The sequence below is a fragment of the Streptomyces sp. NPDC001599 genome, from assembly GCF_042893535.1.
Lineage (GTDB): Bacteria > Actinomycetota > Actinomycetes > Streptomycetales > Streptomycetaceae > Streptomyces.
Window position 1 is genome coordinate 688,698 of the sequence record NZ_JBIAVA010000001.1, and the last position, 14,303, is coordinate 703,000.

Annotated in this window: 11 protein-coding genes; 6 read left to right on the forward strand and 5 right to left on the reverse strand. The window is 70.8% G+C overall.

From position 1 onward, the window contains the following. The first annotated feature begins 39 nt into the window (after positions 1-39). The 4 genes from lspA to ACFYZ3_RS03130 all read left to right on the forward strand — a co-directional run bounded on the left by lspA (position 40) and on the right by ACFYZ3_RS03130 (position 3,860). Positions 40-651, forward strand: a complete 612-nt coding sequence (lspA, locus tag ACFYZ3_RS03115) for a signal peptidase II (RefSeq protein WP_388513620.1) — start codon at positions 40-42, stop codon at positions 649-651. Between the two features lie 92 nt (positions 652-743). Beyond that, the gene (locus ACFYZ3_RS03120) at positions 744-1,688 is read left to right on the forward strand and encodes an RluA family pseudouridine synthase (RefSeq protein ID WP_361007493.1); all 945 of its coding nucleotides are present in this window, start codon (positions 744-746) and stop codon (positions 1,686-1,688) included. Then, the gene (locus ACFYZ3_RS03125; RefSeq protein ID WP_388513621.1) at positions 1,685-2,170 is read left to right on the forward strand and encodes a GNAT family N-acetyltransferase; all 486 of its coding nucleotides are present in this window, start codon (positions 1,685-1,687) and stop codon (positions 2,168-2,170) included. Before ACFYZ3_RS03120 ends, ACFYZ3_RS03125 begins: the two co-directional genes overlap by 4 nt. A 103-nt stretch (positions 2,171-2,273) precedes the next feature. Further along, complete coding sequence (locus ACFYZ3_RS03130; protein ID WP_388513622.1) at positions 2,274-3,860, forward strand: Na+/H+ antiporter; 1,587 nt, start codon at positions 2,274-2,276, stop codon at positions 3,858-3,860. Positions 3,861-3,881: 21 nt separating this feature from the next. Here ACFYZ3_RS03130 and ACFYZ3_RS03135 read toward each other — a convergent pair whose 3' ends face one another. Continuing rightward, positions 3,882-5,030, reverse strand: a complete 1,149-nt coding sequence (locus ACFYZ3_RS03135; RefSeq protein ID WP_388513624.1) for a mechanosensitive ion channel family protein — start codon at positions 5,028-5,030, stop codon at positions 3,882-3,884. Positions 5,031-5,135: 105 nt separating this feature from the next. On the opposite strand from ACFYZ3_RS03135, the gene ACFYZ3_RS03140 reads away from it, so the two are divergent. Further along, complete coding sequence (locus ACFYZ3_RS03140; RefSeq protein WP_388513625.1) at positions 5,136-5,726, forward strand: dienelactone hydrolase family protein; 591 nt, start codon at positions 5,136-5,138, stop codon at positions 5,724-5,726. Here the strand turns inward: ACFYZ3_RS03140 and ACFYZ3_RS03145 are convergent. The 4 genes from ACFYZ3_RS03145 to ACFYZ3_RS03160 all read right to left on the reverse strand — a co-directional run bounded on the left by ACFYZ3_RS03145 (position 5,711) and on the right by ACFYZ3_RS03160 (position 10,507). Further along, the gene (locus ACFYZ3_RS03145; RefSeq protein ID WP_388513626.1) at positions 5,711-7,366 is read right to left on the reverse strand and encodes an alkaline phosphatase D family protein; all 1,656 of its coding nucleotides are present in this window, start codon (positions 7,364-7,366) and stop codon (positions 5,711-5,713) included. The genes ACFYZ3_RS03140 and ACFYZ3_RS03145 overlap by 16 nt on opposite strands. A 101-nt stretch (positions 7,367-7,467) precedes the next feature. Next, complete coding sequence (locus tag ACFYZ3_RS03150) at positions 7,468-8,268, reverse strand: DsbA family protein (RefSeq protein WP_388513628.1); 801 nt, start codon at positions 8,266-8,268, stop codon at positions 7,468-7,470. 101 nt (positions 8,269-8,369) lie between these two features. After that, positions 8,370-9,080, reverse strand: a complete 711-nt coding sequence (locus tag ACFYZ3_RS03155; RefSeq protein ID WP_388513629.1) for a hypothetical protein — start codon at positions 9,078-9,080, stop codon at positions 8,370-8,372. An 86-nt stretch (positions 9,081-9,166) separates the two neighbouring features. Continuing rightward, positions 9,167-10,507 carry a DUF2252 domain-containing protein gene (locus ACFYZ3_RS03160; protein ID WP_388513631.1) on the reverse strand — a complete coding sequence of 447 codons (1,341 nt, stop codon included), beginning with the start codon at positions 10,505-10,507 and terminating at the stop codon, positions 9,167-9,169. Positions 10,508-10,709: 202 nt separating this feature from the next. Here ACFYZ3_RS03160 and dnaE point away from each other — a divergent pair, with 202 nt between their 5' ends. Continuing rightward, positions 10,710-14,249, forward strand: coding sequence for a DNA polymerase III subunit alpha (gene dnaE / locus ACFYZ3_RS03165; RefSeq protein ID WP_388513633.1), 3,540 nt, complete (start codon positions 10,710-10,712; stop codon positions 14,247-14,249). Positions 14,250-14,303: the final 54 nt, after the last annotated feature.

The following is a 14,303-nucleotide window of genomic DNA, read 5'->3' on the forward strand; positions in this document are numbered from 1 at the left end:
CCCTCGTGCTCAGTCAAGGACCTAGGCTGAGGGACTCACGTGGCAGAGGCGGAGCGCATCATCGGTACTCCGGACACCCCGGACGCGGCGGGGGAGGGGCAGGAGCGGCCCGACGCCGAACCGGAGCGGGAGCAGGAGCAGGAGCAGGCTCCTGAGCGCACTCGGGGCAAGCGGCGGGTCGCCGTACTGTTCGCGGTCGCCCTGTTCGCGTACCTGCTCGACCTGGGCAGCAAGATGCTGGTGGTCGCCAAGCTGGAGCACCACGAGCCGATCGAGATCATCGGCGACTGGCTGCGGTTCGCCGCGATCCGCAACGCGGGCGCGGCCTTCGGCTTCGGCGAGGCGTTCACGATCATCTTCACGGTGATCGCCGCTGCCGTGATCGTCGTGATCGCCCGCCTCGCGCGCAAGCTGCACAGCCTGCCCTGGGCGATCGCGCTCGGCCTGCTGCTCGGCGGTGCCCTCGGCAACCTCACCGACCGGATCTTCCGTGCTCCCGGGGTCTTCGAGGGCGCGGTCGTGGACTTCATCGCGCCCAAGCACTTCGCCGTCTTCAACCTCGCCGACTCGGCGATCGTGTGCGGCGGCATCCTGATCGTGATCCTCTCCTTCCGGGGCCTGGACCCGGACGGGACCGTCCACAAGGACTGAACCCCGCCGGTCCGGCTGTCCACAGGGACCGGTTGTCCACAGGGACCGGGCGCGCGTTCGGGAGCGTCCGGTCCGTCCGGCATACTCGACGGGTGAGCACGATTCCCGAGATCCGTACCCTGCCCGTGCCGGACGGCCTGGAGGGCGAGCGCGTCGACGCCGCCATCTCCCGCATGTTCGGCTTCTCCCGTACCAAGGCCGCGGAGCTCGCCGCGGCGGGCAAGGTGCAGGTCGACGGATCGGTGGTCGGCAAGTCCGAGCGCGTCCACGGCGGCGCCTGGCTCGAGGTCGAGATGCCGCAGGCGCCCGCACCCGTGCAGGTGGTCGCCGAGCCCGTCGAGGGCATGGAGATCGTGCACGACGACGAGGACGTGGTCGTCGTCGTCAAGCCGGTGGGCGTCGCGGCGCACCCGTCCCCGGGGTGGAGCGGGCCGACCGTCATCGGCGGACTGGCCGCCGCCGGGTACCGCGTCTCCACGTCCGGTGCCGCCGAGCGCCAGGGCGTCGTGCACCGCCTCGACGTCGGCACCTCCGGCCTGATGGCGGTGGCCAAGTCGGAGCGCGCCTACACCTCGCTCAAGCGCCAGTTCAAGGAGCGCACGGTCGACAAGCGCTACCACACGCTCGTGCAGGGCCACCCCGACCCGACCAGCGGCACCATCGACGCCCCCATCGGCCGCCACCCGCAGCACGACTACAAGTGGGCCGTCACCGCCGAGGGCAAGCCCTCCGTCACGCACTACGACCTGATCGAGGCCTTCCGCGCCGCCTCCCTGCTCGACGTGAAGCTGGAGACCGGCCGCACCCACCAGATCCGCGTCCACATGGCAGCCCACCGCCACCCCTGCGTCGGCGACCTGACCTACGGCGCGGACCCCACCCTCGCCAAGCGGCTGCGGCTGACCCGCCAGTGGCTGCACGCCGTGCGGCTCGGCTTCGAGCACCCCGGCACCGGCGACTGGGTCGAGTACGCCAGTGACTACCCCGAGGACCTCCAGCAGGCCCTCGACCTGGTCCGCGAGGAGACCTACGGATGAGCACCCCGAGCCCGGCCCCGGCCTACGAGGTGCGCGTCGCCGAGGACCCCGCCGACCGCGAGGCCTGCTTCGCCGTGCGCAAGGACGTCTTCGTCGCCGAGCAGAAGGTCCCCGAGGACATCGAGTACGACGCCTACGACGCCGATGCCGTGCACGTCCTGGCCATCCGCGAGGACGGCGTGCCGCTCGGCACCGGCCGGCTGCTGCACGGTGCGGCCGCAGCCGCGAAGAACGGCGACGGAGACCCGGCCGTCGGCTCCCTGGGCCGGCTCGCGGTGACCGCCGCGGCCCGCGGCCTCGGTGTCGGGGCCGCGCTGGTGCGGGCCATCGAGGACGCCGCACGCGCGCGGGGACTCACCGCCGTGGACCTGCACGCGCAGACCCACGCCCTGGGTTTCTACGAGCGACTGGGGTACCAGGCGTACGGACCCGAGTTCCCCGACGCCGGGATCCCCCACCGCGCGATGCGGCGCTCCTGGTAGCGGGGGCGCCGGACCGGCTGGTGGGACCGGTGGCGTGGCAGGCTTGGGGTTCGCCGGGTGAACGCCCAGACCACAGCCCCTAGACCCCACCGGAGCGGTGACCGTGGATCAGCTGGCCCTGTTGTTCATGCTGTTGCTCGGGGCCCTGCTGAGCGTCCCGATCGGTGCCCGGCTCGGGCTGCCTGCGCCGGTGCTGATGACGCTCCTCGGGATCGTCCTGGCGCTGCTCGACTTCGTGCCCAACGTCGACATCCCGCCCGAACTGATCCTGCCCGGACTGCTGCCGCCGCTGCTGTACGCCGCCGTGCGGCGCACCTCCTGGCGGCAGTTCGCGGCCAACAAGCGTCCCATCTTCCTGCTGGCCGTCGCCCTGGTCTTCGTCACCATGGTCTGCGTGGCCTCGGTGGCCCACGCGATCGTGCCGGGGCTGCCGATCGCCGCCGCCTTCGCGCTGGGCGCGCTGGTGGCGCCGCCCGACCCGGTCGCCGCGACCGCCGTCGCCGGGCAACTGGGGCTGCCGCGCCGCCTGGTGTCCATCCTGGAGGGCGAGGGGCTCTTCAACGACGTGACGGCCATCGTGCTGTACCACGTGGCCATCGCCGCGGCGGTCGGCGGCTCCTTCTCGCCGTGGCGGGCCGGGTTCGACCTCGTGCTGTCCGCCGTCGTCGCCGTCGCGGTCGGGCTCGCCCTGGGCTGGGGCTCCAACAAGCTCATGGACGTGCTGGGCGACCCGACGCTGCAGATCGGGCTGACCCTGCTGGTGCCGTTCGTGAGCTACGTCGCCGCCGACGAACTGCACGGATCGGGCGTGCTCGCCGTGCTCACCACCGCCATGTTCCTCGCCGAGTACGCCTCGGACGCCGACGACGTGATGACCCGGCTCGGCGGCCACACCGTCTGGGACGTGGTCGACACCCTGGTCACCGGGGTGGCCTTCGGCCTGATCGGACTGGAACTGCACAACGCCGTCCGCACCGCCTCCGGCCGGTGGACGGAACTGCTCGGCTGGGCGGCGGCGATCCTCGTCGTCGTCGTCCTGGTCCGGCTGCTGTACCTGCTGCCGGCCACCTGGCTGACCCAGCGGCTGCACGCCAGGCGCGACCAGGACGAGGACATCCCGACCAGCTGGCGGGAGACGGTGGTCATGTGGTGGGCGGGGATGCGCGGTGTGGCCTCGGTCGCGCTGGCCCTGGCGATCCCGCTCCAGACGGACGACGGGGCGCCCTTCCCGCACCGGGACGAGATCGTCTTCATCGCCTTCGGGGTGATCATGGGCACGCTGCTGCTGCAGGGACTGACGCTGCCCTGGCTGGTGGGCCGGCTCGGGGTGCGGGCGGACACCGAGCGGGAGCAGGAGTTCGAGCGGGACCTGGCGCTGCGGGCGGCCAGGGCGGCCAAGCAGCGGCTCAAGGAGATCGAGTCGGTGGAGGAGCTGCCGGAGGAGCTGTCCGAGCAGATGCTGCGGCGCGCCTTCGACATCGGCGTACGCATCAGCCCGGACCTCGGCGACGAGGAGCGGCGGGAGGCGCAGGAGCAGCGGGCGCGGCGGATCAAACGGGTCCGGCGCATCCAGGGCGAGATGCTGAGCGCCGCCCGGCACGAGGTGCTGGCCGCCCGCAGCGAGCCCGGCGCCGACCCGGAGATCGTCGACCGGGTGCTGCGCCACCTGGACGTGCGCAGCCTGCGCTGACCCTGGCGCGTGGCCGCGCGGTCACAGGCTCTTGGTGGGGCGACCCGGGAAGCGGCGGGAGTCCCCGTCGGAGGAGCTGCGGCGGTCCCCGTCCGGGGCGTGGCGGGCGTGCGGGAGGCCGGCGCTGGGCGGGTGCAGTGCCGCGTCCGCCGTGTTGACCCGCGGCAGCGCGTACGGGTGCTCGTCGGTCAGCCAGCGGAGCATCCCCTCGCGGACCGTGACCCGCACCGTCCAGATGTCGTCCGCGTCCTTCGCCGTCACCAGGGCCCGCACCTCCATGGTCGTCGGGGTGGTGTCCGTGACGGTCAGGTTGTAGTTGCGTCCGTCCCAGGCCGGGCACTCGCGCAGGATGTCGCGCAGCCGCTCGCGCATCAGGTCCATCGGCGCCGAGTGGTCGAGGTGCCAGAACACGGTCCCGGTCATCTGCGGGGTGCCGCGCGACCAGTTCTCGAACGGCTTGGAGGTGAAGTACGACACCGGCATCGTGATCCGGCGCTCGTCCCAGGTACGCACGCTCAGGTAGGTCAGCGTGATCTCCTCGACGGTGCCCCACTCCCCGTCCACCACGACGGTGTCGCCCATGCGCACCATGTCGCCGAAGGCGATCTGGAACCCGGCGAACAGGTTGCCCAGCGTGGACTGGGCCGCCACACCGGCGACGATGCCGATGATGCCGGCCGAGGCCAGCAGCGAGGCGCCCGCCGCCCGCATCGCCGGGAACGTCAGCAGCATCGACGACACCGCGACCACGCCGACGATCGCCGTGACCACCCGCATGATCAGCGACACCTGGGTCCGCACCCGGCGCACCCGGGCCGGATCCCGCTCGGCGTGGGCGTGCGCGTAACGGGAGTAGGACGTCTCGACGACCGCCGCGGCGATCCGGACCACCAGCCAGGCCGCCGAACCGATCAGCAACAGCGTCAGCGTCCGGCCGACCCCGGTCCGGTGCTCGGGGAACACCCCGGCCTCGACGTAGGACCCTCTCAGCAGGCCCGCGCAGAGCACGATCTGGTAGGGCACGCGGGCGCGCCGCAGCAGCCCCCACAGCGGTGTCTCGGGGTGGCGTCCGTCGGCCTTGCGCAGCAGCAGGTCGGTGGCCCAGCCGATGACCACGGTCAGCAGCACCGAGCCGCCGACCACGATCAGCGGGCGGAGTATCGTCTCCATCCCTCGAACGTAACCGGCCGCACGGCGCTGTGAACCTGTGACGTACGTCCCGCCCCGGGTATCGCCGCGCGCGGTCCTGTCACACCCGGCTGGCACCATGGCCTCATGAACATCGTGCTCTTTCACTCGACCCTCGGCCCGAGGCCCGCGGTGCGGCAGGCCGCCGACCGGCTGCGCGACGCCGGGCACCAGGTGTGGACCCCGGACCTCTTCGAGGGCCGTACCTTCGACACGGTCGAGGAGGGCATGGCCCACCAGGACGGGATCGGCCGCGAGGAGCTGCTGAAGCGGGCCGTGCTGGCCGCCGCGCCCTATTCGGAGCGGGGACTGGTCTACGCCGGGTTCTCGCTCGGCGCCTCCATCGCCCAGACCCTCGCCCTAGGCGACCACCGGGCGCGCGGGCTGCTGCTCCTGCACGGCACCTCGGACCTCGCGCCCAACGCCTCGGTCGACGAGCTGCCCGTCCAGCTGCACGTGGCCGAGCCGGACCCCTTCGAGACGGACGACTGGCTCAGCGCCTGGTACCTCCAGATGGGCCGGATCGGCGCCGACGTCGAGGTGCACAGATACGCCGGGGCCGGTCACCTGTACACCGACCCGGAGCTGCCCGACTACGACGCGGAGGCGGCCGAGGCCACCTGGCGGGTGGCGCTCGGCTTCCTCGAGTCCCTTCAGGAGGCTCAGGCGGGGGAGTAGACGCGCTCGACCCGCTGCGTGCCGCTGCGGGTGCGGTAGGAGCGGGTCCACTCGGAGGTGGCCCGCGGGTCGGTGCGGTCGGAGACCACGTAGTAGTCCATCTGCGCCCGGTCCGCGGTGATGTCCAGGAGGCCGTAGCCGTGCCGGTCCGTGTCGACCCAGCGCACGTGCCGGTTCGCGGCCCGGATCACCGGCGCGGCGATCGCCGAGACGGTGCCCTCGGGGACCTTCACGATGTCGTCGAGGTTGTCGGAGGTCACCGACGTGACGACGAACTCCGTGGCCGCGGAGGCGGACAGCGGGTAGGTCCCGGCGTTGTGCGGCACGTCGTTGGCCCAGGCCATGTGGATGTCGCCGGTCAGGAACACGGTGTTGCGGATCGCGTGCGCGCGCAGGTGGGCCAGCAGCTCGCGGCGGTCGTCGGTGTAGCCGTCCCACTGGTCGGTGTTGAGGGCGATGCCGCCCTTGGGCAGCCCGAGCAGCTCGGCGAGCGGCCCGAGCAGTGACGCGGGGAGCGAACCGACCGCGAACGGCGAGATCATCACCGGGTTGCCGACCAGCCGCCAGGTGGCGTCGGAGGAGGCGAGGCCCGCCTTGAGCCAGTCGAGCTGGGCGCGGCCGGTGAGGGTGCGGTCCGGGTCGTCTACCTCGCCGTTGCCGAGCGCCACCTGCTGCGAGCGGAAGGAGCGCAGGTCGAGCAGCGAGAGGTCGACGAGCTTGCCGAACCGCAGCCGCCGGTAGGTGGTGCCCGCGATCGCCGGGCGCACCGGCATCCACTCGAAGTAGGCCCGCTTGGCGGCACTCTGACGTGCCGCCCAGGTCCCCTCGGCGCCCTCGGTGTGGTTCTCGGCGCCGCCCGACCAGGTGTCGTTGGCGATCTCGTGGTCGTCCCAGATCGCCACCACCGGCGCGGCGGCGTGCAGCGCCTGGAGGTCGGGGTCGGTCTTGTAGCGGCCGTGCCGGATCCGGTAGTCGGCGAGGGTGAGGATCTCGTGGGCCGGGGCGTGCGGGCGGACGACGGTGTCGCGGGTGCCGTACTCGCCGGTGCCGTACTCGTAGATGTAGTCGCCCAGGTGCAGCCAGGCGTCCAGGTCGCCGCGGGCCGCGAGATGGCGGTACGGGGAGAAGTACCCGGCCTCCCAGTTGGCGCAGGAGACCACGCCGAAGCGCAGGCCGGTGACGGCCGCGTCGTGCGCGGGGGCGGTGCGGGTGCGGGCGGCGGGGGAGTCGGTGGGGCCCGCGGAGAAGCGGAACCAGTAGTCCGTGGCGGGCGCCAGGCCGCGGACGTCCGCCTTGACGGTGTGGTCGGAGGCGGCCGTCGCGGTGACGGAGCCCTTGGCGACCACGTTGGTGAGGGCCTTGTCCGTGGCGACGATCCAGCTCACCTCGGTGTCCGGACCGGTTGCGGAGCCCGGTATGGCCTCGGGCACCGGTGTCACCCGGGTCCACAGCAGGATTCCGTCGGGCAGGGGATCGCCGGAGGCGACGCCGTGCAGGAAGGCGGGAGCCGCGTCGGCGGCACCGGCGGGCAGCGCCGAGGCGAGCGGGGCGGCGAGCACGGCACCGGCCGCCGCGGCCCTGACGACCGTACGGCGGCTCGGGGTGCGGGAGTTCTCGGAGGCTCTGTGTCGACTGGTCACGGCCGATCAGGTTACTGATCGGTACGCGCGCGAGTGGGCGAACTCGCAAAAGTTCGCCCACTCGTCAGACGACGATCACCGCGACCGGCCCGGTCGCCGGGTCACTTGGTGACGCCCGCGTCCTTCAGCGCCTTCTGCCACGCGTCGGGCGTGCTCGGGGTCTCGACCACCTTGTCGTTGATCTTGATGGTCGGGGTCGACTGGACGCCCTCGGCCTTGTCGAAGGACTTGCTCATCCGCATCGCCCAGGCGTCGTAGGTGCCCTTCTCCACGGCGTCCTGGAACTTCTTGTTGCCCTTCAGGGCCTCGACCGAGTCCGCCACCTTGATCAGGTAGTCGTCCTTGGCGAACTCGTCGGTCGACTCCTCGGGGTGGTACTTCGTGGAGTAGAGCGCGGTCTTGTAGTCGACGAACGCCTCGGGGCTCACGTTCAGCGCGGCGCCCAGCGCGCTCAGCGCGTTCTTGGAGCCCTCGCCGCCCAGGTTGCCGTCGAGGAAGGTGCCGACGGTGAAGGAGAGCTTGTAGTCGCCGTCCTCCATGCCCTTGTTGACGGTCTCGCCGATGCTCTGCTCCATCGCCGCGCAGCCCGGGCAGCGGGGGTCCTCGTAGAGGTGGACGACGTTGTCGGACTTGGACTCGCCCATGACGACGGTGGTGCCGTCCTTGCCGGAGGTGTTGGCCGGGGCCACCACCTTCGCCTCGGCGGCCTTGTCCCAGCCGCTGGGCTTGTTGCCCTGCACGACGGCGTAGCTGATGCCGCCGGCTATCGCCAGCACGCCGACGATGGAGGCGGCCACGATGACCTGGCGCCTGACCTTGTCGCGCTTGGCCTGGCGCTCGCGCTCCTGGCGCAGGCGCTCACGGGCCGCCGTCTTCGCCGCCTGGCTGTTCCGCTTGCTCATGATGGTGATCTCTCCAGGGACGCGCACACGGGGGGTGTGCGGAAGTTCGTATGGGGGACTGCCGTGCTCGGTGGTGCTCGTGCGACTCGGCCGGTGCCGGGTCAGACGAGGGCGACGACCGGGAGCGGCGGTCCGCGACGTCCCAGGGAGTGCGTGAGGATCCGCTCGCGGGCACCGGCGGTGCGGCGGGCCGGGGGAGCCGGGCGGCGCACCGCCGGGGTCCGGCGCACGCCCACGGCCGCGACGGCGAGCAGCAGCGGCCGGAAGGTGGTCGCGGCCACCGCGCCGAGCAGCTGGGCCAGTGCCCGCTCGCCGCGCCGCAGCCAGGCCGCCGCCAGCAGCCCGACACCGACGTGCGCGGCAAGAAGCAGCCAGGCGGTGCCGGGGGCGGCCTGGGCCAGCACCGACGCCATCCGGTCGGTCTCGGCCCCGGTCACCCGGGTCAGCGGCGCGGTCACCCCGGCGTGGATGCCGGTCCCGTCGCCGCACAGCACGTCGAAGCCGACCGAGCGCAGCGGGCCCGCGACCGGGCCGCCCGCCCGGCCGTAGCAGACGTGCTGGCCGGTGGTGAAGACCGTGTCGGCGGCCAGCTCCAGCGGGATCAGCAGGGCGGCGATCCGCCCGAAGCCGCGCTCGCGCCGCCCGGCCAGGGCGTACGCGATCAGGAACACGGCGGCCGCGACGGCGGCGACCGTGGCCAGCGGCAGCGGAACCCCGGACAGCAGCACGTGCGACGCGGTGCTGAGGGTCACGGCGAGTGCCGTGAACAGCGCCGCGCGTACGGCTCTGAGCGGGGTTCCGGATATGTCCATAGCAGTAGAAGAGTGTGTCACGGGGTCCGGTAAGGGACCCCTAAAGGGTTCCTGTGAGACGGCCGACGGTTACCGAACCGGAATGGTCACAGACCCGGGATCCGGCCGTTGCGGAACAGGTCGACGAAGGTCTGGTGGTCGGCGCGCGCGCGTGCGCCGTAGCGGTGCGCGAAGTCGACCAGCAGCGGCGCGAAGCCCTCCTCGTCGGCCGCGATCGCCGCGTCGATGGCCCGCTCGGTGGAGAACGGCACCAGGGACTCCCCGGACTGGTCGTCGGCCGCCGCGTGCATGGTCGCGGTGGCCCGGCCCAGGTCGGCGACGACCTCGGCGATCTCCTCCGGGTCGTCGATGTCGCCCCAGTCCAGGTCGACGGCGTACGGCGAGACCTCGGCGACCAGCTGGCCGGTGCCGTCCAGCTCGGTCCAGCCCAGCCACGGGTCGGCGTGTGCCTGGAGGGCGCGCTGGGAGATCACCGTGCGGTGGCCCTCGTGCTGGAAGTAGTCCCGGATCGCCTGGTCGGTGATGTGCCGGGAGACGGCCGGGGTCTGGGCCTGCTTGATGTAGATCACGACGTCGTTCTCCAGGGCGTCGCTGTTGCCCTCGAGCAGGATGTTGTACGAGGGCAGGCCGGCCGAGCCGATGCCGATGCCCCGGCGGCCCACGACGTCCTTCACGCGGTAGGAGTCGGGGCGGGCCAGGGAGGACTCGGGGAGCGTCTCCAGGTAGCCGTCGAAGGCCGCGAGCACCTTGTAGCGCGTGGCGGCGTCCAGCTCGATGGAGCCGCCGCCGGGGGCGAAGCGGCGCTCGAAGTCACGGATCTCGGTCATCGAGTCCAGCAGCCCGAAGCGGGTCAGCGAGCGGGCCACCCGCAGCGCGCCGAGCAGCGGGCCCTCCGCGGTGTCCAGTGTGAAGGGCGGCACCTCGTCGCTCTTGGCGCCGGTGGCCAGGGCGTGGATCCGCTCGCGGTACGCGCCCGCATACACCCGCACCAGCTCGGTGATCTGCTCGTCGCTGAACGCCTTCGCGTACCCGATCAGCGCGACGGAGGCGGCGAAGCGCTTGAGGTCCCAGGTGAAGGGGCCGACGTAGGCCTCGTCGAAGTCGTTGACGTTGAAGATCAGCCGGCCGGTGGAGTCCATGTACGTGCCGAAGTTCTCCGCGTGGAGATCGCCGTGGATCCACACCCGGGAGGTCCGCTCGTCCAGGTAGGCGCCGCCGGGCTGGTCACCGAAGTCCGGATCCTCGGTCAAATCGCGGTAAAAGAGACCCGCGGTGCCGCGGTAGAACGCGAAGGCGGAGGCCGCCATCTTCCGGAACTTCACGCGGAACGCCGCGGGATCCGCGGCCAGCAGCTGGCCGAAGGCGGTGTCGAAGACGGCGAGGATCTCCTCGCCGCGGTGCTCCTCGTTGAGCTGCGGGACCGACATGCCTGGTGCCTCCTGGTGCGGGTGGTGCCTCACGGATGGAGCGGATCTCCACTCGGGCCAACGTTCGAAAGGGAGCGGGAGTGCCCGCCCCAGAAGGTACGCGTGGGGAGCCTTCGAGTGTCAGTCCCGAGGCATAGACTTCGACGCTGACCCCCCGGATCGACCGCCGCCAGTCGTCCCCAGTTTTCTCAGGAGGCCGCACGTGTCAAAGCCGCCGTTCACGCACCTGCACGTCCACACCCAGTACTCGCTGCTGGACGGTGCCGCGCGGCTCAAGGACATGTTCGACGCGTGCAACGAGATGGGCATGTCGCACATCGCCATGTCCGACCACGGCAACCTGCACGGGGCGTACGACTTCTTCCACTCCGCGAAGAAGGCCGGAGTCACCCCGATCATCGGGATCGAGGCGTACGTCGCGCCCGAGTCCCGGCGCAACAAGCGCAAGATCCAGTGGGGCCAGCCGCACCAGAAGCGGGACGACGTCTCGGGTTCGGGCGGTTACACCCACAAGACCATGTGGGCGACGAACAGCAAGGGGCTGCACAACCTCTTCCGCCTCTCCTCCGACGCCTACGCCGAGGGCTGGCTGCAGAAGTGGCCGCGGATGGACAAGGAGACCATCAGCCAGTGGTCCGAGGGCATCGTCGCCTCCACCGGCTGCCCCTCCGGCGAGGTCCAGACCCGGCTGCGCCTCGGCCACTTCGACGAGGCGCTGAAGGCGGCCGCCGACTACCAGGACATCTTCGGCAAGGACCGGTACTTCCTGGAGCTGATGGACCACGGCATCGAGATCGAGCACCGGGTCCGCGACGGGCTGCTGGAGATCGGCAAGAAGCTCGGCATCCCGCCGCTGGTCACCAACGACTCGCACTACACCTACGCGCACGAGGCGACCGCCCACGACGCCCTGCTGTGCATCCAGACCGGCAAGAACCTCTCCGACCCGGACCGCTTCCGCTTCGACGGCACCGGCTACTACCTGAAGTCGACGGACGAGATGTACGCCATCGACTCCTCCGACGCCTGGCAGGAGGGCTGCGCCAACACGCGCCTGATCGCCGAGATGATCGACACCACCGGCATGTTCGAGAAGCGCGACCTGATGCCGAAGTTCGACATCCCCGAGGGCTACACGGAGATCACCTGGTTCCAGGAGGAGGTCCGCCGCGGCATGGAGCGCCGCTTCTCGGGCCAGGTCCCCGAGGACCGCCAGAAGCAGGCCGAGTACGAGATGGACGTCATCATCCAGATGGGGTTCCCGGGGTACTTCCTGGTGGTCGCCGACTTCATCATGTGGGCCAAGAACCAGGGCATCGCGGTCGGCCCCGGCCGAGGCTCCGCGGCCGGCTCGATCGTGGCGTACGCGATGGGAATCACCGACCTCGACCCCATCCCGCACGGCCTGATCTTCGAGCGCTTCCTCAACCCCGAGCGCGTCTCCATGCCCGACGTCGACATCGACTTCGACGAGCGCAGGCGCGTCGAGGTGATCAGGTACGTGACGGAGAAGTACGGCGCCGACAAGGTCGCCATGATCGGCACCTACGGCAAGATCAAGGCGAAGAACGCCATCAAGGACTCCGCGCGCGTGCTGGGCTACCCGTACGCGATGGGCGACCGGCTCACCAAGGCCATGCCCGCCGACGTCCTCGGCAAGGGCATCGACCTCAACGGCATCACCGACCCGACGCACCCGCGCTACAGCGAGGCCGGCGAGATCCGCTCGATGTACGAGAGCGAGCCGGACGTCAAGAAGGTCATCGACACCGCCAAGGGCGTCGAGGGCCTGGTGAGGCAGATGGGCGTGCACGCGGCCGGCGTGATCATGTCCAGCGAGCCCATCGTCGACCACGCCCCGATCTGGGTCCGGCACACGGACGGCGTGACCATCACGCAGTGGGACTACCCGCAGTGCGAGTCGCTCGGCCTGCTGAAGATGGACTTCCTCGGCCTGCGCAACCTCACGATCATGGACGACGCCGTCAAGATGGTGAAGTCCAACAAGGGCATCGACCTCGACCTGCTGTCGCTGCCGCTGGACGACCCCACGACCTTCGAACTGCTCCAGCGCGGCGACACGCTCGGCGTCTTCCAGTTCGACGGCGGCCCGATGCGCTCCCTGCTGCGGCTGATGAAGCCCGACAACTTCGAGGACATCTCCGCCGTCTCCGCGCTCTACCGCCCCGGCCCCATGGGCATGGACTCGCACACCAACTACGCGCTGCGCAAGAACGGCCTCCAGGAGATCACGCCGATCCACAAGGAGCTGGAGGAGCCTCTCCAGGAGGTCCTCGCGGTCACCTACGGCCTGATCGTCTACCAGGAGCAGGTGCAGAAGGCCGCCCAGATCATCGCGGGGTACTCGCTCGGCGAGGCCGACATCCTGCGCCGCGTGATGGGCAAGAAGAAGCCCGACGAGCTGGCGAAGAACTTCGTCCTCTTCCAGGCCGGCGCCCGGAAGAACGGCTACAGCGACGAGGCCATCCAGGCCCTGTGGGACGTGCTGGTCCCCTTCGCCGGCTACGCCTTCAACAAGGCGCACTCGGCCGCCTACGGCCTGGTCTCGTACTGGACCGGCTACCTGAAGGCGAACTACCCGGCCGAGTACATGGCCGCCCTGCTCACCTCGGTCAAGGACGACAAGGACAAGTCGGCCGTCTACCTCAACGAGTGCCGGCGCATGGGCATCAAGGTGCTGCCGCCCAACGTCAACGAGTCCATGTCGAACTTCGCCGCGCAGGGCGACGACGTGATCCTCTTCGGCCTCTCCGCCGTGCGCAACGTCGGCACCAACGTCGTCGAGTCGATCATCAAGTGCCGCAAGGCCAAGGGGAAGTACGCGTCCTTCCCCGACTACCTGGACAAGGTGGAGGCGGTCGTCTGCAACAAGCGGACGACGGAGTCGCTGATCAAGGCGGGCGCCTTCGACGAGATGGGGCACACCCGCAAGGGCCTCACCGCGCAGTACGAACCGATGATCGACAACGTGGTCGCGGTCAAGCGCAAGGAGGCCGAGGGCCAGTTCGACCTCTTCGGCGGCATGGGCGACGAGCAGAGCGACGAGCCCGGCTTCGGACTCGACGTGGTCTTCGGCGAGGACGAGTGGGACAAGACCTATCTCCTCGCCCAGGAGCGGGAGATGCTCGGGCTCTACGTCTCCGACCACCCGCTCTTCGGCCTGGAGCACGTGCTGTCCGACAAGGCCGACGCGGGCATCTCCCAGCTCACCGGCGGTGACTTCGGCGACGGCGCGGTCGTCACCATCGGCGGCATCATCTCGGGCCTCCAGCGCAAGATGACCAAGCAGGGCAATGCCTGGGCCATCGCCACCGTGGAGGACCTCGCCGGCTCGCTGGAGTGCATGTTCTTCCCGGCGACGTACCAGCTGGTGTCCACCCAACTGGTCGAGGACGCCGTGGTGTTCGTCAAGGGCCGCCTCGACAAGCGCGAGGACGTGCCCCGGCTGGTCGCGATGGAGCTGATGATCCCCGACCTGTCCAACGCCGGTGCCAACGCGCCCGTCGTGCTCACCATCCCGGCCACCCGCGTCACCCCGCCGATGGTCAGCAGGCTCGGTGAGATCCTCACCCACCACCGCGGCGACAGCGAGGTGCGGATCAAGCTCCAGGGGCCCACCAAGACGACGGTGCTGCGCCTGGACCGGCACCGGGTCAAGCCCGATCCGGCGCTGTTCGGCGACCTGAAGGTGCTGCTCGGGCCGTCCTGCCTGGCGGGCTGAGCGGAGAAGCGAGCGAGGGGCGCCCCCGGTTGCCGGGTGCGCCCCTCGTCGTGG